The 22,800-nt window shown below is 72.2% G+C and carries 19 protein-coding genes and 1 pseudogene; 11 read left to right on the plus strand and 9 right to left on the minus strand.

Features of this window, described 5'->3' with window-relative positions; all coding sequences use genetic code 11:
* The first annotated feature begins 3 nt into the window (after nt 1-3).
* From ACPXCS_RS19315 to ACPXCS_RS19335, 5 genes are all read left to right on the plus strand, one after another.
* Nucleotides 4-1,251 (plus strand): TraR/DksA family transcriptional regulator, encoded by a 1,248-nt coding sequence (locus ACPXCS_RS19315; RefSeq protein ID WP_425945464.1) that lies wholly within the window; start codon nt 4-6, stop codon nt 1,249-1,251.
* A gap of 88 nt (nt 1,252-1,339) precedes the next feature.
* A complete protein-coding gene (gene lspA / locus ACPXCS_RS19320) occupies nt 1,340-2,011 on the plus strand; it encodes a signal peptidase II (RefSeq protein WP_425945465.1) in 672 nt (223 codons plus the stop codon).
* A gap of 64 nt (nt 2,012-2,075) precedes the next feature.
* Nucleotides 2,076-3,020, plus strand: coding sequence for an RluA family pseudouridine synthase (locus ACPXCS_RS19325; protein WP_425945466.1), 945 nt, complete (start codon nt 2,076-2,078; stop codon nt 3,018-3,020).
* Nucleotides 3,017-3,508 (plus strand): GNAT family N-acetyltransferase, encoded by a 492-nt coding sequence (locus ACPXCS_RS19330; protein WP_425945467.1) that lies wholly within the window; start codon nt 3,017-3,019, stop codon nt 3,506-3,508. Before ACPXCS_RS19325 ends, ACPXCS_RS19330 begins: the two co-directional genes overlap by 4 nt.
* Before the next feature lie 73 nt (nt 3,509-3,581).
* Nucleotides 3,582-5,168, plus strand: coding sequence for a Na+/H+ antiporter (locus ACPXCS_RS19335; protein WP_425945468.1), 1,587 nt, complete (start codon nt 3,582-3,584; stop codon nt 5,166-5,168).
* A gap of 124 nt (nt 5,169-5,292) precedes the next feature.
* Here the strand turns inward: ACPXCS_RS19335 and ACPXCS_RS19340 are convergent, their stop codons facing one another.
* Nucleotides 5,293-6,435: a mechanosensitive ion channel family protein gene (locus ACPXCS_RS19340; RefSeq protein WP_425945469.1), complete on the minus strand. Its 1,143-nt coding sequence runs from the start codon at nt 6,433-6,435 to the stop codon at nt 5,293-5,295.
* Between the two features lie 107 nt (nt 6,436-6,542).
* On the opposite strand from ACPXCS_RS19340, the gene ACPXCS_RS19345 reads away from it, so the two are divergent.
* On the plus strand, nt 6,543-7,112 hold the full coding sequence (locus tag ACPXCS_RS19345) for a dienelactone hydrolase family protein (protein WP_425945470.1): 570 nt from the start codon (nt 6,543-6,545) through the stop codon (nt 7,110-7,112).
* Nucleotides 7,113-7,120: 8 nt separating this feature from the next.
* On the opposite strand, the gene ACPXCS_RS19350 is transcribed toward ACPXCS_RS19345, so the two are convergent.
* The 4 genes from ACPXCS_RS19350 to ACPXCS_RS19365 all read right to left on the minus strand — a co-directional run bounded on the left by ACPXCS_RS19350 (nt 7,121) and on the right by ACPXCS_RS19365 (nt 11,894).
* Complete coding sequence (locus ACPXCS_RS19350; protein ID WP_425945471.1) at nt 7,121-8,791, minus strand: alkaline phosphatase D family protein; 1,671 nt, start codon at nt 8,789-8,791, stop codon at nt 7,121-7,123.
* Between the two features lie 92 nt (nt 8,792-8,883).
* Nucleotides 8,884-9,702: a thioredoxin domain-containing protein gene (locus ACPXCS_RS19355; protein ID WP_425945763.1), complete on the minus strand. Its 819-nt coding sequence runs from the start codon at nt 9,700-9,702 to the stop codon at nt 8,884-8,886.
* A 98-nt stretch (nt 9,703-9,800) separates the two neighbouring features.
* Nucleotides 9,801-10,496: a hypothetical protein gene (locus ACPXCS_RS19360; protein ID WP_425945472.1), complete on the minus strand. Its 696-nt coding sequence runs from the start codon at nt 10,494-10,496 to the stop codon at nt 9,801-9,803.
* A 69-nt stretch (nt 10,497-10,565) separates the two neighbouring features.
* The gene (locus tag ACPXCS_RS19365) at nt 10,566-11,894 is read right to left on the minus strand and encodes a DUF2252 domain-containing protein (RefSeq protein WP_425945473.1); all 1,329 of its coding nucleotides are present in this window, start codon (nt 11,892-11,894) and stop codon (nt 10,566-10,568) included.
* A 215-nt stretch (nt 11,895-12,109) separates the two neighbouring features.
* Here ACPXCS_RS19365 and dnaE point away from each other — a divergent pair, with 215 nt between their 5' ends.
* Nucleotides 12,110-15,649, plus strand: a complete 3,540-nt coding sequence (dnaE, locus tag ACPXCS_RS19370; protein WP_425945474.1) for a DNA polymerase III subunit alpha — start codon at nt 12,110-12,112, stop codon at nt 15,647-15,649.
* A 99-nt stretch (nt 15,650-15,748) separates the two neighbouring features.
* On the opposite strand, the gene ACPXCS_RS19375 is transcribed toward dnaE, so the two are convergent.
* Complete coding sequence (locus ACPXCS_RS19375; protein ID WP_425945475.1) at nt 15,749-15,913, minus strand: hypothetical protein; 165 nt, start codon at nt 15,911-15,913, stop codon at nt 15,749-15,751.
* A gap of 223 nt (nt 15,914-16,136) precedes the next feature.
* Here ACPXCS_RS19375 and ACPXCS_RS19380 point away from each other — a divergent pair, with 223 nt between their 5' ends.
* From ACPXCS_RS19380 to ACPXCS_RS19395, 4 genes and pseudogenes are all read left to right on the plus strand, one after another.
* On the plus strand, nt 16,137-17,348 hold the full coding sequence (locus ACPXCS_RS19380; RefSeq protein ID WP_425945476.1) for an NYN domain-containing protein: 1,212 nt from the start codon (nt 16,137-16,139) through the stop codon (nt 17,346-17,348).
* 222 nt (nt 17,349-17,570) lie between these two features.
* Nucleotides 17,571-18,446 (plus strand): annotated as a pseudogene (locus ACPXCS_RS19385) (ABC transporter ATP-binding protein); the annotation flags it as partial.
* A 145-nt stretch (nt 18,447-18,591) separates the two neighbouring features.
* Nucleotides 18,592-19,413 carry an ABC transporter permease gene (locus ACPXCS_RS19390; protein WP_425945477.1) on the plus strand — a complete coding sequence of 274 codons (822 nt, stop codon included), beginning with the start codon at nt 18,592-18,594 and terminating at the stop codon, nt 19,411-19,413.
* Nucleotides 19,414-19,469: 56 nt separating this feature from the next.
* Nucleotides 19,470-20,174, plus strand: coding sequence for an AAA family ATPase (locus ACPXCS_RS19395; protein WP_425945478.1), 705 nt, complete (start codon nt 19,470-19,472; stop codon nt 20,172-20,174).
* A gap of 214 nt (nt 20,175-20,388) precedes the next feature.
* On the opposite strand, the gene ybaK is transcribed toward ACPXCS_RS19395, so the two are convergent.
* Genes ybaK through ACPXCS_RS19410 form a run of 3 tightly spaced genes read right to left on the minus strand, consistent with a single transcriptional unit; the run spans nt 20,389 to nt 22,710 of the window.
* Nucleotides 20,389-20,889 (minus strand): Cys-tRNA(Pro) deacylase, encoded by a 501-nt coding sequence (gene ybaK, locus ACPXCS_RS19400; protein ID WP_425945479.1) that lies wholly within the window; start codon nt 20,887-20,889, stop codon nt 20,389-20,391.
* A gap of 22 nt (nt 20,890-20,911) precedes the next feature.
* Entirely contained in the window at nt 20,912-21,652 is a 741-nt protein-coding gene (locus ACPXCS_RS19405) for an LON peptidase substrate-binding domain-containing protein (RefSeq protein ID WP_425945480.1), read from the minus strand.
* A gap of 11 nt (nt 21,653-21,663) precedes the next feature.
* Nucleotides 21,664-22,710 carry a hypothetical protein gene (locus tag ACPXCS_RS19410; RefSeq protein ID WP_425945764.1) on the minus strand — a complete coding sequence of 349 codons (1,047 nt, stop codon included), beginning with the start codon at nt 22,708-22,710 and terminating at the stop codon, nt 21,664-21,666.
* Nucleotides 22,711-22,800: the final 90 nt, after the last annotated feature.

Genomic DNA, 22,800 nt, shown 5'->3' on the forward strand with positions numbered 1-22,800 from the left:
GCCATGGTGGCGAAGAAGACCGCCGTACAGCAGCCGGCGTCCGGCAGGCCGACGGACGCCTCCGGCGGTGCGGCCAAGGACGTGGGCGCGAAGAAGTCCACGCAGGCCGGCTCGGCGGGGCGGGCGGTGAAGGGGGCGGTGAAGAAGGCGGCCGGGGGGACGAAGGCCGCGGTCGAGAAGACCAAGGCGGCCGTCGGGAACGTCAGGAAGGCACCGGCGAAGAAGGCCCCGGCGGCCACGCCTCCGGCGGCGGCACCTCCGGCCGGGAAGGCTCCGGCCGGTCGGGCGTCGGCCGCGAAGACCTCCGCCAAGAAGGCTGCCGCCGGGAAAGCCCCTGCCAAGGAGGCGGCTGCCGGGAAGGCGGCCGCGAAGAAGGCGACGGCCGGGAAGGTGGCCGCGGAGAGAGCGGCGGCCGGGAAGGCGCCCGCTAAGAAGGCTGCCTCCAAGAAGGCCGGCTCCAGGAAAGCGGCGGCCGAGAAGGTGCCCGGTGGGAAAGCAGGCGCGAAGAAGGCCGTGGCGGGGAAGGCTCCGGCCGAGGAGGCGGAAGGCGGGAAGGCCGCGGGCGGCACGGGGAGGGCCGGTGGGGGCGCGGCCGTGAGGAAGGGCGTCGAAGGCGTCGCCGGGCAGGGCGCCGGAGGCGGGAGCACCACCACGAGGAGCGCGGCCGGGGCGGGCACCGCCCGGACCGGCGCGGTCACACAGGACACGGCCGGGAGCAGCACGGCCAAGAAGGCGGGTGCGGCCGAGGCCGCACCGCAGACGGGAGCGACGACGGTGGGTGCGAAGAAGACCCCTGGCGCGGCCACGGCGGCGAAAACCGCCGTTCCAAAGGCACGGGCGGGCGTGGCGGACCCCGGTGAGCTCGCGGTACGCCCCGGCGAGGACCCCTGGACGGTCGAGGAGGTCGAGGAGGCCAGGTCGGAGCTGATGTCCGAGGAGGCGCGGCTGCGGGAGGAGATCAGCTCCTCGGAGCGGTCGCTCGCCGGCCTGATGCGGGACTCCGGGGACGGCGCGGGCCACGACGAGGCGGACACCGGCAGCAAGAACATCACGCGCGAGCACGAGCTGGCCCTGGCCGCCAACGCGCGCGAGATGCTCGACCAGACCGAGCGCGCCCTGGACCGCCTCGACTCCGGCACCTACGGCCTGTGCGAGAACTGCGGCAACCCCATCGGCAAGGCGCGGATGCAGGCCTTCCCGCGGGCCACGCTGTGCGTGGAGTGCAAGCAGAAGCAGGAACGCCGGTACTGACCCGCGCCGAATGCCTCCTGAGCACGTGCGCCGTGGAGGGCGTGACGTACCCTCGTGCTCAGTCAGGCACCTAGGTTGAGGGACTCACGTGGCAGAGGCGGAGCGCATCATCGGTACGCCGGACACACCGGACGCGGCCGGGGACGGACGGGAGCGGCCCGGTGCCGAGGGCACCGGCGCGCGGGCCGGCGAGTCCGGTACCGATCCGACGGGCGCGGCGGCCGCCGGGGCGTCCGGCACCGGCGAGCCGGAGACCGCGGCCGGGCCGGCCCGGGGCAGGCGCCGGATCGCGGTGCTGTTCGCGGTGGCCCTGTTCGCCTACGCCCTGGACCTGATCAGCAAGCTGATCGTGGTGGCCAAGCTGGAGCACCACCCGCCGGTCGAGATCATCGGGGACTGGCTGAGGTTCGAGGCGATCCGCAACGCGGGCGCGGCCTTCGGCTTCGGCGAGGCCTTCACGGTGATCTTCACCGTGATCGCGGCGGCGGTGATCGTGGTGATCGCCCGTCTCGCCCGCAAGCTCTACAGCCTGCCCTGGGCGATCGCGCTCGGCCTGCTGCTCGGCGGTGCGCTGGGCAACCTCACCGACCGGATCTTCCGGGCGCCGGGCGTCTTCGAGGGCGCGGTCGTGGACTTCATCGCGCCCAAGCACTTCGCGGTGTTCAACCTGGCCGACTCGGCGATCGTGTGCGGCGGCATCCTGATCGTGCTGCTGTCCTTCAAGGGGCTCGACCCGGACGGCACCGTCCACAAGGACTGAGCGCGCGGGCGGTTGTCCACAGGCGCCGTACGGGGGTGCCGGGCCCGTCCGGCATACTCGACGGGTGAGCACGCTTCCCGAGATCCGTACCCTGCCCGTGCCCGACGGCCTGGAGGGCGAGCGCGTCGACGCCGCCATCTCCCGCATGTTCGGCTTCTCCCGTACCAAGGCGGCCGAGCTCGCCGCCGCGGGGAAGGTCACGGTCGACGGGTCGGTGGTCGGCAAGTCGGAGCGGGTGCACGGCGGGGCCTGGCTGGAGGTCGAGATGCCGCAGGCGCCCGCGCCGGTGCAGGTGGTGGCCGAGCCGGTCGAGGGCATGGAGATCGTGCACGACGACGATGACGTGGTCGTCATCGTCAAGCCGGTCGGCGTGGCCGCGCACCCGTCGCCGGGCTGGACCGGGCCGACCGTGATCGGCGGCCTGGCCGCCGCCGGGTACCGGATCTCGACGTCCGGGGCCGCGGAGCGCCAGGGCATCGTGCACCGGCTCGACGTGGGCACCTCGGGGCTGATGGTCGTGGCCAAGTCGGAGTACGCGTACACCTCGCTCAAGCGCCAGTTCAAGGAGCGCACGGTCGACAAGCGTTACCACACGCTCGTCCAGGGCCACCCGGACCCGACCAGCGGCACCATCGACGCGCCCATCGGACGGCACCCGCAGCACGACTACAAGTGGGCCGTCACCGCCGAGGGCAAGCCGTCGGTCACGCACTACGACCTCATCGAGGCGTTCCGCGCCGCGTCCCTGCTGGACGTGAAGCTGGAGACCGGCCGCACCCACCAGATCCGCGTCCACATGGCCGCCCACCGGCACCCCTGCGTCGGCGACCTGACGTACGGCGCCGACCCGACGCTCGCCAAGCGGCTGCGCCTGACCCGCCAGTGGCTGCACGCGGTGCGGCTCGGCTTCGAGCACCCCGGGGACGGGCAGTGGGTGGAGTTCTCCTGCGACTACCCGGAGGACCTGCAGCAGGCCCTGGACCAGGTGCGGGAGGAGACGTACGCGTGAGCGGGCCCGGATACGCGGTGCGGGTCGCCGAGGACCCGGCCGACCGCGAGGCGTGCTTCGCGGTGCGCAAGGAGGTCTTCGTCGGCGAGCAGGGCGTGCCGGAGGACCTGGAGTACGACGTGTACGACGCCGGGGCCGTCCACGTGCTGGCGGTCCGGGAGGACGGTGTGCCGCTCGGGACCGGGCGGCTGCTGGTCGGGGAGGCGGCCGTGGCGCAGACGGGGGCCGACGCGTCCGTGGGCTCCCTCGGCCGGCTCGCCGTGGCCGCCCACGCGCGCGGGCTGGGGGTCGGGGCCGCGCTGGTGCGGGCCATCGAGGACGCGGCACGCGCGCGCGGGCTCGCGGCCGTGGACCTGCACGCCCAGACGCACGCGCTCGGTTTCTACGAGCGGCTCGGCTACGCGGCCTACGGGCCGGAATACCTGGAGGCCGGGATTCCGCACCAGGGGATGCGGCGTGCGCTCCGGCCCGCCGCGGCGAGCGCCTAACGGTTTGTGGCGGCAGTGGCGTGGCAGGCTTGAGATCAGCCGTGTGACCGTCTGACCTCCCGGAGCGCTGACCTTGGATCAGTTGGCCCTGTTGTTCGTGCTGCTGCTCGGGGCCGTGATCAGCGTCCCGCTCGGGGACCGGCTGCAGGTGCCCGCGCCGGTGCTGATGACGCTGCTGGGCGTGGTCCTCGCGCTGCTCGACTTCGTCCCGAACGTCGACATCCCGCCGGACCTGATCCTGCCGCTGCTGCTGCCGCCCCTGCTGTACGCCGCCGTGCGGCGCACCTCCTGGCGGCAGTTCGCGGCGAACAAGAGACCCATCTTCCTGCTGGCCGTGGCGCTGGTCTTCGTCACCATGGCCTGTGTGGCCGCCGCGGCCGACGCGATCGTGCCGGGGCTGCCGCTCGCGGCGGCGTTCGCGCTCGGTGCGCTGGTGGCCCCGCCGGACCCGGTCGCCGCGACCGCCGTCGCCGGGCAGCTGGGGCTGCCGCGCCGGCTGGTGTCGATCCTGGAGGGCGAGGGGCTCTTCAACGACGTGACGGCCATCGTCCTGTACCACGTGGCGATCGCCGCCGCCGTGAGCGGGACGTTCTCGCCCTGGCAGGCCGGGCTCGACCTGGTGCTGTCGGCCGTCGTGGCGATCGCGGTGGGGCTCGCGCTGGGCTGGGGCGCGAACAAGCTCATGGAGCGGCTGGACGACGCGACCCTGCAGATCGGGCTGACCCTGCTGGTGCCGTACGCCTCCTACGTGATGGCCGAGGAGCTGCACGGCTCGGGGGTGCTCGCCGTGCTCACCACCGCGCTGTTCCTGGCGGAGTACGGCTCCGACGCCGACGACGTCATGACGCGGCTGGCCGGGCACACGTTCTGGAACATCGTCGACACGCTCGTCACCGGGGTCGCCTTCGGGCTGGTCGGGCTGGAGCTGCACAACGCCCTCCGCACCGCGGCCGGGCGGTGGGGCCAGTTGCTCGGGTGGGCGGCGCTGGTGGTGTGCGTGGTCGTGTTCGTACGGCTGCTGTGGCTGCTGCCGGCGACCTGGCTGACCAAACGGCTGCACGCGCGGCGGGACTACGACGAGGACATCCCCGTCAGCTGGCGCGAGACCGTGGTGATGTGGTGGTCCGGGATGCGGGGTGTGGCCTCGGTCGCGCTGGTGCTGGCGATCCCGCTGGAGACGGACTCCGGGGCGCCGTTCCCCAACCGCGACGAGATCATCTTCATCGCCTTCGGGGTGATCATGGTCACGCTGGTGGTGCAGGGGCTGACGTTGCCGTGGCTGGTGCGGCGGCTCGGGGTGAAGGCCGACACGGACGCGGAGAAGGAGTTCGCCAAGGCCCTGGCGATCCGGGCGGCGCAGGCGGCCAAGCGGCGCCTGCGGGAGATCGAGGAGACCGAGGAACTGCCGGAGGAGCTGTCCGAGCAGATGCTGCGGCGCGCCTTCGACATCGGGGTGCGGATCAGCCCGGACGTGGCGGAGGACGAACGGCGTGAGGCGCATCGGGAACGGGCCCGGCAGCTGAAGCGGATGCGGCGGATCCAGCAGGAGATGCTGAGCGCGGCGCGGCACGAGGTGCTGGCGGCGCGGAGCGAGCCGGGGGCGGATCCGGAGGTGGTGGACCGGGTGCTGCGCCACCTCGACGTGCGGAGTCTGCGGTGAGACTCCCCCCGTCCGTGCGGCGGGGCCGGGCTCCCGGTCGCCCCGTCGGCGGCCGGGTGGCGTGATGACGAGGGACGGCTGCCCGCCGTCGCGGGCAGCCGTCCGGGTGTCTTCAGCGGTCCGATCAGCGGTCAGATCGGGGTGAGCCGTGGTAGCGGCGCTGGACCGGGACGCCGTCCGAGGACGCGCGGTCGCCGTTGCGGGAGGGCTGGTGGCCGTTCCGGGACGGCGGCAGGGCCGCGTCCGCCGTGTTGACCCTGGGCAGGGCGTACGGGTGCTCGTCGGCCAGCCAGCGGATCATCTGCTCGCGGACGGCGACCCGCACCGTCCAGATGTCGTCGGCGTCCTTGGCCGTCACCAGGGCGCGCACCTGCATCGTGCTCGGGGTGGTGTCCGTGACCGACAGGTCGTAGGCGCGGCCGTCCCAGGCCGGGCACTCGCGCAGGATGTCGCGGAGCTTCTCGCGCATGCCGTCCACGGGCGCCGAGTGGTCGACGTGCCAGAAGACGATGCCGGTCATCTGCGGCGTCCCACGCGACCAGTTCTCGAACGGCTTGGACGTGAAGTACGACACCGGCATGGTGATCCGGCGCTCGTCCCAGGTGCGCACGGTCAGGAACGTCAGCGTGATCTCCTCGACCGTGCCCCACTCGCCGTCCACGACCACGGTGTCCCCGATGCGCACCATGTCGCCGAAGGCGATCTGGAAGCCCGCGAACATGTTGCTCAGCGTGGACTGCGCGGCGACACCGGCGACGATGCCGAGGATGCCGGCCGAGGCCAGCAGCGAGGCGCCGGCCGCCTTGAACGCCGGGAAGGTCAGCAGCATGCTCGCCGCCGCCACCACGCCGACGATCGCGGACACCACCCGCATGATGAGCGTCACCTGGGTGCGCACCCGGCGGACCCGGGCCGGGTCCCGGTGGGCCCGGGCGTGGGCGTAGCGGCTGTAGGACGTCTCGACGATCGCCGCCGCGATCCGGATGATCAGCCACGCGGTCGACCCGATCAGCACCAGGGTCAGCACCCGGCCGACGGCCTCCTCGTTGCTTCGCAGCAGGTCCGCCTCGTGGTAGGACCCTCTCAGCAGGGCGGCGCACAGCACGAGCTGGTACGGGATGCGGGCACGGCGGAGCAGACCCCACAGCGGGGTCTCGTGATGCCGTTGGTCGGCCTTGCGCAGCAGGAAGTCGGTGGCCCAGCCGATCACCAGCGTGAGCACGACCGAGCCACCGACCACGATCAGCGGTCGTAGCAGGTTCTCCATGCCCCCGAACCTAACCGGCTCGCCGGGTGCATGAACATGTGACTTCCGCGGCGTCCTGGGTACTGCCGCGATCCCGGCCCGTCACACCCGGCTGGCACCATGGCCTCATGAACATCATGCTCTTTCACTCGACCTTCGGCCTGCGTCCCGCCGTGCACCAGGCCGCTGACCGGCTGCGCTCGGCCGGTCACGAAGTGTGGACGCCCGACCTCTTCGAGGGCCGTACGTTCGAGACGGTCGAGGAGGGCATGGAGCACAAGGAGAACGTCGGCAAGGAGGAGCTGCTGAAGCGGGCCGTGCTGGCCGCCGCGCCCTACTCCGAGCGCGGGCTGGTGTACGCCGGGTTCTCGCTCGGCGCCTCCGTCGCCCAGACCCTCGCCCTCGGCGACGACAAGGCCCGCGGCCTGCTGCTCCTGCACGGCACGTCGGACATCGCGCCGGGCGCCACGGCGGACGGGCTGCCGGTCCAGCTGCACGTGGCCGAGCCGGACCCGTTCGAGACGGACGACTGGCTGAGCGCCTGGTACCTCCAGATGGGCCGCACGGGCGCCGACGTCGAGGTGTACCGGTACGCCGGGGCGGGCCACCTCTACACCGACCCCGACCTGCCGGACTTCGACGCCGAGGCGGCCGAGGCCACCTGGCGGGTGGCCCTCGGCTTCCTCGACAGTCTCTGAGAGGCGGCTCAGACCGGCTTGTACACGCGCTCCATCTTCTGCGTGCCGCTGCGCGTGCGGTAGGAGCGGGACCACGTGGCCGTCGCGTCGCGCCGGGCGCGGTCGGAGACGACGTAGTAGTCCATCTGCGCGCGCTCGGCCGTGAGGTCCAGGACGCCGAAGCCGTGGCGGTCGGTGTCGACCCAGTGGACATGGCGGTTGGCCGCGCGGATGACCGGCGCGGCGACCGCGGAGACGGTGCCCTCCGGGACCTTGACGATGTCGTCGAGGTTGTCGGAGGTGACCGAGGTGACGACGAACTCCGTGGCGGCCGACGGGGAGAGCGGATACGTGCCGGCGTCGACCGGCACGTCGTTGGCCCACGCCATGTGGATGTCGCCGGTGAGGAAGACCGTGTTGCGGATCGCGTGGGCGCGCAGGTGCGCCAGGATCTCGCGGCGATCGTCGGTGTAGCCGTCCCACTGGTCGGTGTTGAGCGCAAGGCCCTCCTGCGGCAGGCCCAGCAGCTTGGCCAGCGGCTTGAGCAGGTCGGCGGAGAGCGAGCCGATGGCGAACGGCGAGATCATCACGGAGTTGCCGACCAGCCGCCACGTGGTGTCGGACGCCTTCAGGCCCGCCTTGAGCCAGTCGAGCTGGGCGCGGCCGGTGAGGGTGCGCTCCGGGTCGTCGACCTCGCCGTCGCCGACCTTGACCTGCTGCGAGCGGAAGGAGCGCAGGTCCAGCAGCGAGAGGTCGGCCAGCTTGCCGAAGCGCAGCCGGCGGTAGGTGGTGCCGGCGATCGCGGGCCGTACCGGCATCCACTCGAAGTAGGCCTGCCTGGCCGCGGCCTGACGGGCTGACCAGGTGCCCTCGGCGCCCTCCGTGTGGTTCTCGGCGCCGCCCGACCAGGTGTCGTTGGCGAACTCGTGGTCGTCCCAGATCGCCACGACCGGGGCCGCCGCGTGCAGCGCCTGGAGGTCCGGGTCCGTCTTGTAACGGGCGTGCCGGGCGCGGTAGTCGGCGAGCGTGACGATCTCGTGGGCGGGGGTGTGCGGGCGGACGACCGTGCCGCGGGTGCCGTACTCGCCGGTGCCGTACTCGTAGATGTAGTCGCCGAGGTGCAGCCAGGCGTCCAGGTCGCCGCGGGAGGCGAGATGGCGGTACGGGGAGAAGTAGCCGGCCTCCCAGTTGGCGCAGGAGACCACGCCGAAGCGCAGGCCCGTGACGGCCGCGTCGGGCGCGGGGGCGGTGCGGGTGCGGCCGGCGGGGGAGTCGGTGCCGCCGGCGGAGAAGCGGAACCAGTAGTCCGTGCCCGGCCGCAGGCCGCGGATGTCGGCCTTCACGGTGTGGTCGGAGGCGGCGGTGGCCAGGGTGGAGCCCTTGGCGACGACGTCGGTGAACGCCCTGTCCAGGGCGACCGTCCAGCTCACCTCGGTGTCCGGGCCGGTCCCGGAGCCGGGTATCGCCTCCGGCACGGGCGTGACACGGGTCCACAGCAGGACGCCGTCCGGGAGCGGGTCACCGGAGGCCACGCCGTGCAGGAAGGCGGGGGCCTGGTCGACGGCGCGCGCGGGCAGGGTTGCCGCCAGCGGCCCGGCCAGGACAGCAGTCGCCGCCGCGGCCTTGACGACCGTACGGCGGCGCGGGGTGAGGGAGTTGAGGCCCTCGGACGTGTTCGATGATCTGTATCGACTGGTCACGAGCGATCAGGTTACTGGTCGGTATGCGAGGGAGCGGGCGAACTCCGGAAGTTCGCCCGCTCTTCACATGCCGGCCGGTCCCCGGCCCGCCGTCACTTCTTCAGGGCCTCGCCCACGACCCGGTTGAAGTCGGCCACCGTCATCAGCGGCGTGCCCTGGCCGTCGGCGGTGAGCTGCTTGCCGTCCATGACGAAGCCCGGCGTGCCCGTGACGCCGTCCTTGTTGTCGTCGAAGGTCTTCGACATGGCCATCGCCCAGGCGTCGTAGGTGCCCTTCTCGACCGCGTCCTGGAACTTCTTGTTGTCCTTCAGCTCCGGGACGCTGTTCGCGACCTTGATCAGGTAGCTGTCCTTCTTGAACTCGTCGGTCGTCTCCTCCGGGTGGTACTTCGCGGAGTACAGCGCGGCCTTGTAGTCGAGGAAGGCCTGGTCGCTGACGTCGAGCGCGGCGCCCAGGGCGCTGAGCGCGTTCTTGGAGCCCTCGCCGTTGTCCTTGTCGTCGATGAAGGTGGCGCCGATGAACTGCATCTTGTACTTGCCGTCGTCGATGTCCTTCTTCACGGTCGGACCGACGGTCTGCTCGAACTGGGCGCACACCGGGCAGCGCGGGTCCTCGTAGATCTTGAGGGTCTTCTTCGCCGAGTCCTTGCCGATGACGACCGTGGTGCCGTCGGTGCCCGTGGTGTTGGCGGGGGCGACGACCTTGGCGTCCTTCTGGGCTTCCCAGTAGGTGGGCTTGTTGCCCTGCACGACCGCATAGCCGATGCCGCCGGCTATCGCCAGGACGCCGACGATGGAGCAGGCCACGACGATCTGCCGCTTGGCCTTCGCCCGCTTCGCCTCGCGCTCGCGCTCGATGCGCAGCCGCTCGCGGGCCGCCGTCTTCGCCACCTGGCTGTTCCGCTTGCTCATGGTGATGTTCTCCGTGGGGGACGCGCACACGTCGTGTGCGGACATGCGTGAAAGGGGACTGTTCGTGCTCGTACGTGCCGTGCGGGACGGCGGGTGCCTCAGGCGTGGGCGGGGGAGCACGGCGGTCCACGCCGTCCCAGGGAGTACGCGAGAACCAGGTCGCGGGCGGTGGAGGTGCGGCCGGCGGGGCGCGCGGGCAGCCGGTGGCCGGCCGGCCGCCGCCGTACCGTCACCGCGGCGACGGCCAGCAGCAGCGGCCGGAACGTCGTCGCCGTCACCGCCCGCAGCAGCTGGGCCAGGGCCCGCTCGCCGCGGCGCAGCCAGACGGCGGCGGTGAGGCCGACGCCGAGGTGCGCCCCGAGCAGCACCCAGGCGGTGGCCGGGTCGGCGTGGGCGACCACGGCCGCGAGCCGGTCCGTGCCGGTGGCCCCGGCCATCCGGGCGAGCGGTGTGCCGACCTCGCCGCCGCCGCAGAGGACGTCCAGGCCGACCGAGCGCAGCGGGCCCGCGACCGGGCCGCCCGCGCGGCCGTAGCAGGCGTGCTGTCCCGTGGTGAACACCGTGTCGGCGGCCAGCTCCAGCGGGATCAGCAGGGCGGCGATCCGCCCGAAGGAGCGCTCGCGGCCCGCCAGGGCGTACGCCGGGACGAACACCGCGGCGGCGACCGCCGCCACCGTGCCCACCGGCAGCGGGACCCGCGACAGCAGGACGTGCGACGCGGTGCTGAGCGTCACGACCACGGCCGTGAACAGCGCCGCGCGTACGGCTCTGAGCGGGATCCCGGATATGTCCATAGCGAGAGAAGAGTCTGTCACGGGGCCCTGTAAGGGACCCCTAAAGGATGCCTGTGTGAGCCGTTCCCGTCACAGACCCGGGATCCGGCCGTTGCGGAACAGGTCCACGAAGGTCTGGTGGTCGGCACGCGCGCGTGCGCCGTAGCCGTGGGCGAAGTCGACCAGCAGGGGCGCGAAGCCCTCCTCGTCGGCCGCGATCGCCGCGTCGATGGCCCGCTCCGTGGAGAACGGCACCAGGGACTCGCCGGACTGGTCGTCCGCCGCCGCGTGCATCGTGGCCGTCGCCCGGCCGAGGTCGGCCACCACCTGGGCGATCTCCTCCGGGTCGTCGATGTCGCCCCAGTCGAGGTCCACCGCGTACGGCGAGACCTCGGCGACCAGCTGGCCCGCGCCGTCCAGCTCGGTCCAGCCCAGCCACGGGTCGGCGTGCGCCTGGAGGGCGCGCTGGGAGATGACCGTGCGGTGCCCCTCGTGCTGGAAGTAGTCGCGGATCGCCCGGTCCGTGATGTGCCGGGAGACGGCCGGGGTCTGGGCCTGCTTGATGTAGATCACGACATCGTTCTCCAGGGCGTCGCTGTGGCCCTCCAGGAGGATGTTGTACGACGGCAGCCCCGCCGACCCGATGCCGATGCCGCGACGGCCGACGACGTCCTTCACGCGGTAGGAGTCGGGGCGGGCCAGGGAGCTGTCGGGAAGCGTCTCCAGATAGCCGTCGAAGGCCGCGAGGACCTTGTAGCGCGTGGCCGCGTCCAGCTCGACCGAGCCGCCGCCCGGCGCGAAGCGGCGCTCGAAGTCGCGGATCTCCGTCATCGACTCCAGCAGCCCGAAGCGGGTCAGCGAGCGGGCGTCGCGCAGCACGTCCAGCAGCGGGCCCTGCGCGGTGTCCAGCGTGAACGGCGGCACCTCGTCGCTCTTGGCTCCCGTGGCCAGCGCGTGGATCCGCTCCCGGTAGGCGGCCGCGTACACCCCCACCAGCTCGGTGATCTGCTCGTCGCTGAGCGCCTTGGCGTACCCGATCAGCGCGATGGACGCCGCGAAGCGGGCCAGGTCCCACGTGAAGGGGCCCACGTAGGCCTCGTCGAAGTCGTTGACGTTGAAGATCAGGCGGCCGTTGGCGTCCATGTAGGTGCCGAAGTTCTCGGCGTGCAGGTCGCCGTGGATCCACACGCGCGAGGTCCGCTCGTCGAGGTAGGGGCCGCTCAGGATCCCGTGGCGGTCGAGGTCGTGGTAGAAGAGGCACGCCGTGCCCCGGTAGAAGGCGAAGGCCGAGGCCGCCATCTTCCGGAACTTCACGCGGAACGCGGCCGGGTCGGCGGCCAGCAGCTGGCCGAAGGCGGTGTCGAAGACGGCGAGGATCTCCTCACCGCGGTGCTCGTCGTCGAGCTGCGGGAACGACATCGCTGGGTGCCTCCTGGTGCATGCGTCTCGGGCGGCAGGTCCGCCCTCTGCCTAACGTGCGGGGGTGTGCGCGAGTGCCCGCGGCCCCCGCACGAAGGTACGCGGGTCAGGCCTCCGCGTGTCACTGCAGAGGCATAGACTTCGACGCTGTCCCCCAGACTGTCCGCAGCCTGTCGGACCCCATTCGACCCGTGTTTCTCCTGGAGGCCGCAGCCGTGTCAAAGCCGCCGTTCACGCACCTGCACGTCCACACCCAGTACTCGCTGCTGGACGGTGCCGCGCGGCTGAAGGACATGTTCGACGCGTGCAACGAGATGGGCATGACGCACATCGCCATGTCCGACCACGGCAACCTCCACGGGGCGTACGACTTCTACCACTCCGCGCAGAAGGCCGGGATCACCCCGATCATCGGGATCGAGGCGTATGTCGCGCCCGAGTCGCGCCGCAACAAGCGCAAGATCCAGTGGGGCCAGCCGCACCAGAAGCGGGACGACGTCTCCGGTTCCGGTGGTTACACCCACAAGACGATGTGGGCGGTGAACAGGACCGGCCTGCACAACCTCTTCCGGCTGTCCTCCGACGCCTACGCGGAGGGCTGGCTGCAGAAGTGGCCCCGGATGGACAAGGAGACCATCGCCCAGTGGTCCGAGGGCATCGTCGCCTCCACCGGCTGCCCCTCCGGCGAGGTCCAGACCCGGCTGCGCCTCGGCCACTTCGACGAGGCCCTGAAGGCCGCCGCCGACTACCAGGACATCTTCGGCAAGGACCGCTACTTCCTGGAGCTGATGGACCACGGCATCGAGATCGAGCACCGGGTCCGCGACGGCCTGCTGGAGATCGGCAGGAAGCTCGGCATCCCCCCGCTGGTCACCAACGACTCGCACTACACCTACGCGCACGAGGCGACCGCCCACGACGCGCTGCTGTGCATCCAGACCGGCAAGAACCTCTCCGACCCGGACCGCTTCAAGTTCGACGGCACCGGCTACTACCTGAAGTCCACGGACGAGATGTACGCCATTGACTCCTCGGACGCCTGGCAGGAGGGCTGCGCCAACACCCGGCTGATCGCCGAGATGGTCGACACCACGGGCATGTTCGAAAAGCGCGACCTCATGCCCAAGTTCGACATCCCGGAGGGGTACACCGAGGTCAGCTGGTTCCGCGAGGAGACCCTGCGCGGCATGCACCGCCGCTTCCCGGACGGCATCCCGGACGACCGCATGAAGCAGGTCGAGTACGAGATGGACACCATCATCTCGATGGGCTTCCCGGGCTACTTCCTCGTGGTCGCCGACTTCATCATGTGGGCCAAGAAGCAGGGCATCGCGGTCGGCCCCGGCCGGGGCTCGGCGGCCGGCTCGATCGTCGCCTACGCCCTCGGCATCACCGACCTCGACCCCATCCCGCACGGTCTGATCTTCGAGCGGTTCCTCAACCCCGAGCGCATCTCCATGCCCGACGTCGACATCGACTTCGACGAGCGCCGGCGCGTGGAGGTGATCCGGTACGTGACGGAGAAGTACGGCGCCGACAAGGTCGCCATGATCGGCACGTACGGCACCATCAAGGCCAAGAACGCGATCAAGGACTCCGCGCGCGTGCTGGGCTACCCGTACGCGATGGGCGACCGCATCACCAAGGCCATGCCCGCCGACGTCCTCGGCAAGGGCATCAACCTGGACGGCATCACCGACCCGAACCACCCGCGCTACTCGGAGGCGGGCGAGGTCCGGGCGATGTACGAGAACGAGCCGGACGTGAAGAAGGTCATCGACACCGCCAAGGGCGTCGAGGGCCTGGTGCGGCAGATGGGCGTGCACGCCGCCGGCGTGATCATGTCCAGCGAGACCATCACCGACCACGTGCCCGTCTGGGTCCGGCACACCGACGGCGTGACCATCACGCAGTGGGACTACCCGAGCTGCGAGTCGCTCGGCCTGCTGAAGATGGACTTCCTGGGCCTGCGCAACCTGACGATCATGGACGACGCCGTCAAGATGGTGAAGTCCAACAAGGGGATCGACATCGATCTGTTGAGCCTCCCGCTCGACGATCCCACGACCTTCGAACTGCTCCAGCGCGGCGACACCCTCGGCGTCTTCCAGTTCGACGGCGGCCCCATGCGCTCCCTGCTCCGGCTGATGAAGCCGGACAACTTCGAAGACATCTCCGCCGTGTCGGCCCTGTACCGCCCGGGCCCCATGGGCATGAACTCCCACACGAACTACGCGCTGCGCAAGAACGGCCAGCAGGAGATCACGCCCATCCACCCCGAGCTGGAGGAGCCGCTCAAGGAGGTCCTGGACGTCACCTACGGCCTGATCGTCTACCAGGAGCAGGTGCAGAAGGCCGCCCAGATCATCGCCGGCTACTCGCTCGGCGAGGCCGACATCCTCCGCCGCGTGATGGGCAAGAAGAAGCCCGAGGAACTGGCGAAGAACTTCGTCCTGTTCCAGGAGGGCGCCCGCAAGAAGGGCTTCAGCGACGAGGCCATCCAGGCCCTGTGGGACGTGCTGGTCCCCTTCGCCGGCTACGCGTTCAACAAGGCGCACTCCGCCGCGTACGGACTCGTCTCGTACTGGACGGCCTACCTCAAGGCGAACCACCCCGCCGAGTACATGGCCGCGCTCCTGACGTCCGTGAAGGACGACAAGGACAAGTCGGCCGTCTACCTCAACGAGTGCCGCCGCATGGGCATCCGGGTGCTCCCGCCGAACGTCAACGAGTCGATGTCCAACTTCGCGGCCCAGGGCGACGACGTGATCCTCTTCGGCCTGTCCGCCGTCCGCAACGTCGGCACGAACGTGGTCGAGTCGATCATCAGGTGCCGCAAGGCGAAGGGGAAGTACACGTCCTTCCCGGACTACCTGGACAAGGTGGAGGCGGTGGTCTGCAACAAGCGCACCACCGAATCGCTGATCAAGGCCGGTGCCTTCGACTCCCTGGGCCACACCCGCAAGGGCCTCACCGCCCAGTACGAGCCGATGATCGACAACGTGGTCGCGGTCAAGCGCAAGGAGGCCGAGGGACAGTTCGACCTCTTCGGCGGCATGGGCGAGGCCGAGACCAGCGAGCCGGGCTTCGGGCTCGACGTGGAGTTCTCCACCGACGAGTGGGACAAGACCTATCTGCTCGCCCAGGAGCGGGAGATGCTCGGTCTGTACGTCTCCGACCACCCGCTGTTCGGCCTGGAGCACATCCTGTCCGACAAGGCCGACGCGGGCATCTCCCAGCTGACCGGCGGTGAGCACGCGGACGGCGCGGTCGTCACCATCGGCGGCATCATCTCGGGCCTGCAGCGCAAGATGACCAAGCAGGGCAACGCCTGGGCGATCGCCACCGTCGAGGACCTGGCCGGCTCGATCGAGTGCATGTTCTTCCCCGCGACCTACCAGCTCGTGTCGACCCAACTGGTCGAGGACGCCGTGGTGTTCGTCAAGGGCCGCCTGGACAAGCGCGAGGACGTGCCGCGGCTGGTCGCGATGGAGCTGATGGTCCCGGACCTGTCCAACGCGGGCACCAACGCGCCCGTGGTCCTCACCATCCCGGCCACCCGGGTCACCCCGCCGCTGGTCAGCCGCCTCGGCGAGGTGCTCAGCCACCACAAGGGCGACAGCGAGGTCCGGATCAGGCTGCAGGGGCCGACCAAGACGACCGTGCTGCGCCTGGACCGGCACCGGGTGAAGCCCGACCCGGCGCTCTTCGGCGACCTGAAGGTGCTGCTCGGCCCGTCCTGCCTGGCGGGCTGACCGGGGCCGCGGCGGCTCTCGACGCGCCTGAGGGGCGTACCCGGTACCTGGTACGCCCCTCACGCAGGTGCGTGGGTCTCAAAACCCGTCACCCAGATGTCAGTTGTGGCCGAAGCTGCGCTTCCGCTTGCGGGTCGCCACGTCGCCGGGGGTCAGCTCGACCTCGGTCTGGGGCTCCGCCTCCGCGGCGGGGCTGCGGTCCGCCCGCTGCCCGCGCTCGGTCGGACGCTGCTGCTTACGGTCACGGTTCTTGTTCTTGGCCATGGTGATGCCTCCTGTGGGGGATCTAGGGGCCAGGGCCGGGACCAGATTCACACAGACGGACAACGATCGCATGTCGGACAATTACCCTGCGTGACAGGGGGAGTCGGAGCAGGACGGGGCGAAACGCCACGCCGAAGATCGAGTTCCGGCCGTTAACCTCCGCGCCGTCGGGCAGACTCGAAGCGAGCCCCGAAGCAAACCGCCTGGGAAGAGGGTGAGTCGCGTGGACCGCTGCATCGTCCTGGTGGACGCCGGGTATCTGCTGGGAGCCGCGGCGAGTCTCCTCGCCGGGGAGCCTTCGCGGTCCCGCATCACGGTCGACCACACAGCCCTCATCCAGGGGTTGCGTGAGCGCGCCGAGTCCGACACACAGCAGCCGCTGTTGCGCATCTACTGGTTCGACGGCGCCCCCGACCGCGTCCCGCAGCCCGAGCACCGCAGGCTGCGCGTGATGCCCCGGGTCACCGTCCGGCTCGGCGCCCTGACCCGCAGCGACGGCCGCTGGGCGCAGAAGGGCGTGGACGCCGCCATGCACGCCGAGCTGACCGAACTGGCACGCAACCGCGCCTGCTCCGACGTCGTCCTGGTCACCGGCGACGGTGACCTGCTGCCCGGCATGATGGCCGCCAAGGAGCACGGCGTCGCCGTCCACCTGTGGGCCGTCCAGGCCGCCGACGGCGACTACAACCAGTCCGAGGACCTGGTCGCCGAGGCCGACGAGCGGCGCGTCCTGGACCGTACGTGGATCACCAAGGCCGTCCGGGCCAAGGACTTCACGGGGGTGTGCGCCCCGCAGCCCGCGCCCCGGCCCGAGATCGCCGCGATCCTCTCCGCGCCGCTGCCCGACTCGGCCCTCGCCGCCCCGCCCGAGCGGCCCGCCCCGCAGCCCCCGCACCCCGGGCCCGGCCCCGAGCAGAACGGCAGCGAGGAACGGGTGCCCGCCGCCAAAGGGGTCCCCACGCCCAAGGACCTGGCAGCCCTGCGCGCCCCCGGCCCCCAGCCCGCCCAGCCCCCCGCCTCCGCCACCCTCCGCTGGTCCTCCGACAAAGGCTGGGTCGACCGGCCCGCGGCCGAGCCCCCCGAGGCCGCCTCGATGCCGACGCTCGCCCAGCTGACCACCGCCGAGCAGCGCTGGGCCGACCGCGAGGAGGACATCACCACGGTCGGCGGCGACCCTTTCGAGGTGGGCCAGGTCTTCGCCCGGCGCTGGGTGGAACGCCTCGGTGACCAGGGTCACCTGCAGAAACTGTCCGGGATGTACCCGCGCATCCCGCACCGGGTCGACGGCGAGCTGCTGCGCTACGCCGCCCGGTTCGGGCTGCTCGCCCACAAGGACGACCAGATCGACGAGCGCGACCGCTACGCCATCCGGGCCGGCTTCTGGAAGGAGATCGGTGTGCGCACGGGCGTGGAGCACACCCCCGTCGGCGACTGACGACTTCGCCGGCGGATTTCCCGCCGTCGGCCGACCCGAGGGCGGACCGGGGCCGCCGACCCCGTAGTCTCGTCCCTTGTGAGTACGCGCGCGGCACAGGCATTTCGGCACGATGGCGACATCGTGTGCGCGGTGCGCGGGCTGACCAAGACCTACCCGGCCGTCCGGGGCCGGCGCGGTGCGCCCGCCACTCCCGAGGTCCGGGCCACCGACGACGTACGGCTGGAGATCCGCCGCGGCGAGATCTTCGGCCTGCTGGGCCCGAACGGGGCCGGCAAGTCCACCCTCGTGCGCCAGCTCACCGGGCTGATGCGGCCCGACGGCGGCAGCGTGGAGATCCTCGGGCACGACATCGTGCGCCACCCCGAGCGGGCCGCGCGGATCCTCGCCTATCTCGGCCAGGAGTCGACCGCGCTGGACGAACTGACCGTGTCGCTCGCCGCCGAGACCACCGGACGGCTGCGCGGCCTGGACGTCCGGCGGGCGCGCGCCGAGCGCGACGCCGTCCTCGACGAGCTGGGCCTCACCCCGCTCGCGGGGCGGCCGCTGAAGAAACTCTCCGGCGGTCAGCGGCGGCTGGCGTGCTTCGCCGCCGCCCTGGTGGGGGAGCGGCCGCTGCTGGTGCTCGACGAGCCGACCACCGGTATGGACCCGGTGGCGCGGCGGGCCGTGTGGTCCGCGGTCGACCGGCGGCGGGCCGAGCGCGGGACGACCGTGCTGCTCGTCACCCACAACGTCATCGAGGCCGAGACCGTACTGGACCGGGTGGCCGTCCTGGACCGGGGGCGGGTGATCGCCTGTGACACGCCCGCCGGGCTCAAGGAGCAGGTCGCCGGTGAGGTGCGGGTCGACCTGGTGTGGCGGGACGTGGCCCCGCTGCACGTGCCCGAGGTGGCCGCCCTGCGCGACCGGGCCGTGGAGTCGGGCCGCCGCTGGACGCTGCGGCTCGGGCCCGAGGAGGCCCGGGCGGTCGTCGCGACCGTCACCGGAGGGGCCGCGTTCGCCGCCCTGGACGACTTCACGCTGGCCACGCCGAGCCTGGAGGACGTCTACCTGGCGCTGGGCGGTGCCGCACAGCAAGGGCTGGTGAAGGCGTGAGGCACGTGAGCAATCCCGAGGCCCCGAGTGCGGGGGCCCGGAAGGCGGAGGCCCGGTACGCGGTGGTGGTGAGCGTGCGGGCCGCCGCGTACGTACCGAACAGGGCGACTGCCGCAGTGGACCCGACGAAGGGGAGCAGCGCGACGTGAGTGTCGTACCCGCCGATGTCCTGCCGGGCAGTGCCCTGGCCGTGGAGGAGCCCGCCGCGGGCGCGGCCGAGCTCGGGCCCCGGGCGCGGCTGTGGCCGTCGCTGGCGGCCGTGTACCGGGCCCAGCTGTCCCGGGCGCGGGTCGCGCGGATCCCGCTGCTGTTCGTGGCGACCTTCCAGTCCGTCGGGATCATGATCCTGATGCGCGGGGTCGTGGACGACGGGGCCGAGGCGCAGGCGGTCGTCGCCGGGTCGTCGGTGCTCGTGGTGGCCTTCGTCGCGCTGAACCTGCTCGCGCAGTACTTCGGGCAGCTGCGCGCCAGCGGCGGGCTCGACCACTACGCGACCCTGCCCGTGCCGCCCGCGGCGGTGGTGCTGGGCGCGGCGGGCGCCTACGCGTCCTTCACCGTGCCCGGGACCGTCGTGACGGCGGTGTTCGGCTGTGTGCTGTTCGGGCTGCCGCTGGCCCACCTGTGGATCCTCCTGGCCGTGATCCCGCTGGCGGGCGCCGCGCTCGCCGGGCTCGGGGCCGCGCTGGGGCTGCTCGCGCCCCGGCCGGAGCTGGCCACGCTGCTCGGACAGCTGGGCATGTCGGCCGCGCTGCTGCTGGGCGTGCTGCCCGCGGACCGGATGCCCGAGGCCGTGCGCTTCGCGCGGGACCTGCTGCCGTCGACGTACGGTGTCGAGGCCTTCGCGCGCACGTTCGGGCCTGACCCGGACTGGGCGTTCGTGCTCGGCGACCTCGCCGTGTGCGGTCTGGTGGGTGTCGTCTCGCTGGCCGTGGCGACCTGGGCGTACCGGCGGGCGGCCGTCCGGTGAGCGGGGAGGCGTCGTCCGGTGACGCGGCGCACAGGCGGGCCTGGCACGATGGCAGGGTGACCGCACCGCTGACTCCGCCGCCGCCACCGCATGAGCATTCCGCACAGGGTTCGTGGCAGCCGCCGTCCGGGGCGCCCGGCGCCTCCGGGGCTCCGGCTCCCGGCTCTCAGTACGCCGAGTACACCGGGCACGGCTCGTACGGACAGGACGGCCCCGGGATGAAGACCGAGGTGCGGGAGGCCGGGCTGGTCGCCGTGGCCGTGGCGCTCGGCGGGGTGCTGCTGGGCGTGCTGTGGTGGTGGCTCGCGCCGCACGTGCCGCTCGTCGGGGACGTGACGGACGGGAACTGGGTCGTCTACCTCAAGGACACCGAGGGGGAGCAGGCCGTCGGGGTGGACGGGACGTTCACGCTGCTCGGGCTGGGCTTCGGGCTCGTGAGCGCGCTCGTGGTGTTCCTGCTGCGGCGGCGCGGCGGTGTGCCGCTCGTGGTGGGCCTCGCCGTCGGAGGACTGCTCGGGTCGCTGCTGGCCTGGCGGATCGGGGTGTGGCTCGGGCCCGCGGAGGACGTCGTCGCGCAGGCGCGCGAGGTGGGGCGGGGCGTGACGTTCTCCGCGCCGCTGAAGCTCGGGGCCAAGGGGGCGTTGCTGGCCTGGCCGCTCGCCGCGCTGGTGGTGCATCTGGGGCTCACGGCACTGTTCGGGCCGCGGGATCCCGAGCCGGAGTTCGCGCACGAGGCCTATCCGACCAAGCCGGCTGCCTGAGCACCCACCCCGGCAGCGCCCGGCACGGCCCGCGGGCCGGACCGGGTCCGCAACGCCCCTCCTGCCCCGCGACGCCCGGCACGCACTCCCGCCGCACCGGGCTCGGTCCCGAGTACGGCCCCGTACGAGGGACTGCGCCCGGCACGCCGTGGGCGCGCACCGGACGCCGCGCGGCCCGCTCTCCGGGCGGACGAAGGGCCGGTGCGGACAGGACCTAGGCGCGTCCGATCGGCGCCAGTACCGCGTCCGTCAGTTTCGCCAGGGTCCGCGGAGCCAGCTCCACCTCCAGGCCCCTCCGTCCCGCCGACACGCAGATCGTGGCGTGGGCCGATGCCGACGCGTCCAGGACCGTCGGGAGCTTCTTGCGCTGGCCGAGCGGCGAGATGCCGCCCCGGACGTAGCCCGTCGTGCGCTCCGCCAGGGCCGGGTCGGCCATGGTCGCGCGCTTGCCGCCCACCGCCGCCGCCAGGGCCTTCAGGTCCAGCTGGCCCGCCACCGGCACCACCGCGACCGTCAGCGCGCCGTCGACGTCCGCGACCAGGGTCTTGAAGACGCGGTCGGGCGAGACGCCCATCGCCTCGGCCGCCTCCTCGCCGTAGGAGGGGTGCGCGGGATCGTGCTCGTAGGCGTGGACCGTGTACTCCGCTCCCGCCGCCGTGAGGGCCACCGTCGCGGGGGTGCCGCCGGACTGCTGCTTCTTCGACTTCTTCGCCATGCGATCCGCTCGCTCGGGACGTTCAGTTGAGACTGGTCGTGCCGCGCGTCAGGTCCGACGCCGGCAACGACGGCAGACTACGGATGATCGCCGTCTCGGAGCGAAGGAGTTTCAGCTCGTCGCGCAGCCGGGAGGCGGTGTCGAGGGCCTGGAGCAGGCGCTGCTTGGTCGGGGTGTCCAGCATCATCGCCGCGGCCACCAGGTACGACACCACGCCCGGCTCGTCGGGCAGCTCGGCGCCGGTCGTCAGGGAGCGTTCCCGCGCCCCGGCCAGCCGCTTCTGGTACTGCCGGAAGGACCGCAGCACCCCCTCGGCCAGGGGCGCGGCCTCGTCGCCGGGCTCCTCCGTCAGCGTCTCCAGCTCCGCCGTCAGGAACGGGCCGGACGCCTCGACCGACAGCAGCCTCACCCGGGTCGTGCCCGTCGCCAGCACCTCGAAGGAGCCGTCGGTGCGCTCCCGGATCGTGGCCGCGTCCGCGATGCAGCCCACCTTGTGGAAGGCGTTGGCCGGGTCCGTGCCGAAGCCGGCAGCGGGCCCCCGCTCGGGCAGGGCGGTCGGGTCGGGCATGCCAGGCGCGCTCGGGGCCACCTCGTGGCCGTCGCGGATCGCCACGACGGCGAACCGGCGCGGTTCGTCCTCCGGGGTCTTCAGCAGTTCGCGCATCATGGCGCGGTACCGCTCCTCGAAGACGTTGAGCGGGAGCACGAGCCCCGGGAACAGCACCGAGTTCAGGGGGAAGAGGGGGAGCCGGACGGTGGTCACGACGCAAAAGCCTAATGGTCGCCGGTGCGGTCTCGTCCGCCGCGTTCACTCCGTGGATGCCGGGACGGCTCCGCGGCCGCCGCGGACCGGATGTCGTCCCGGATCCGCAGGAAGTGCCCGAGCGGGTCGTCCGACACCCGCTCCCAGGGGAACGAGGTGGCGTAGGGGCCGTTCAGACGCAGCTGTTCGGCGGCGTCCGGCCAGCGTTCCAGGCGCACCAGGACGTAGATGAGCAGGTTGCGCATCCGGGCGGGCCAGGGGTCGGCGGCCGGCAGCAGCGGGGACAGCGCGATGGCCCGGTCGGCGGCCGCGTCCAGCCGCTCGCGCGGCACCTCGGGTCCGCAGTCGGCGGGCCCGCAGTCGTCGGTGAGGTAGCCGAAGGCCGCCCGCAGCGGCAGCGCCTGCACGAGCGCGCCGGCGGGCGCGTCCTGCGCGGCCCGGTCGGCGAAGTCGAAGCACTCGTGGTGGGAGCCGTGCCAGGAGGTGGCCAGGTAGCGCAGGGCCGCCACATGGCAGCCGTAGTGGTGCGGGGCGCGGCGGACGGCCGCCGCCCACAGCTCCTCGAAGTACTTGTGCCCGGCCTGGGCGCCCCGCGCGTGGTCGAGCGCGAGCCGCCACGGCACCGGGTCCCGCTGGTCGCCCCGGGCCGCCGCCGTGATCAGCGGGCTCACCTCGCGCAGCAGCTCGGCCCGGGCCGGCGACTGCCAGGCGCGGTCCACCGCCAGCTGGGCCCCCACCAGCAGCGCGTCGGGGTCCTGCGGGGCGGTGGCGAGCCAGGCGTCCAGCCACTCGGGGCGCGAGCGCGCGAAGGCGGCCAGCCGGGTCACGTACCGGTCGCGCCGCTCCCACTCGGCGGCCGCGCGCGTGGCCAGGAGCAGCCCGGCGGCGGGTCCGTGATCGCCCCGGGCGGCGGCGACCAGCGCCGGGCTCAGCCGTGCGTCGGGCGCGTCGAGCAGCACCTCGTCGTCGGGGTGGGGCCCGGCGACGGAGTGGGGGGCGGTCCTTGTCATCCGGCCCGGGCGGATGAACGGCAGCTGCATGGCCATGGTGCCGACCATTGAAAGTCCGCTGGTCATGACGGCGCCAGATCGTTCCGGGAAGTCGCGGAAAGTTGTACGGCGGTCGGTCAAGAGAAGGTAAAGGCGTGA

It is taken from the genome of Streptomyces sp. DT190 (assembly GCF_049846985.1).
In the GTDB taxonomy this organism is placed as follows: domain Bacteria; phylum Actinomycetota; class Actinomycetes; order Streptomycetales; family Streptomycetaceae; genus Streptomyces.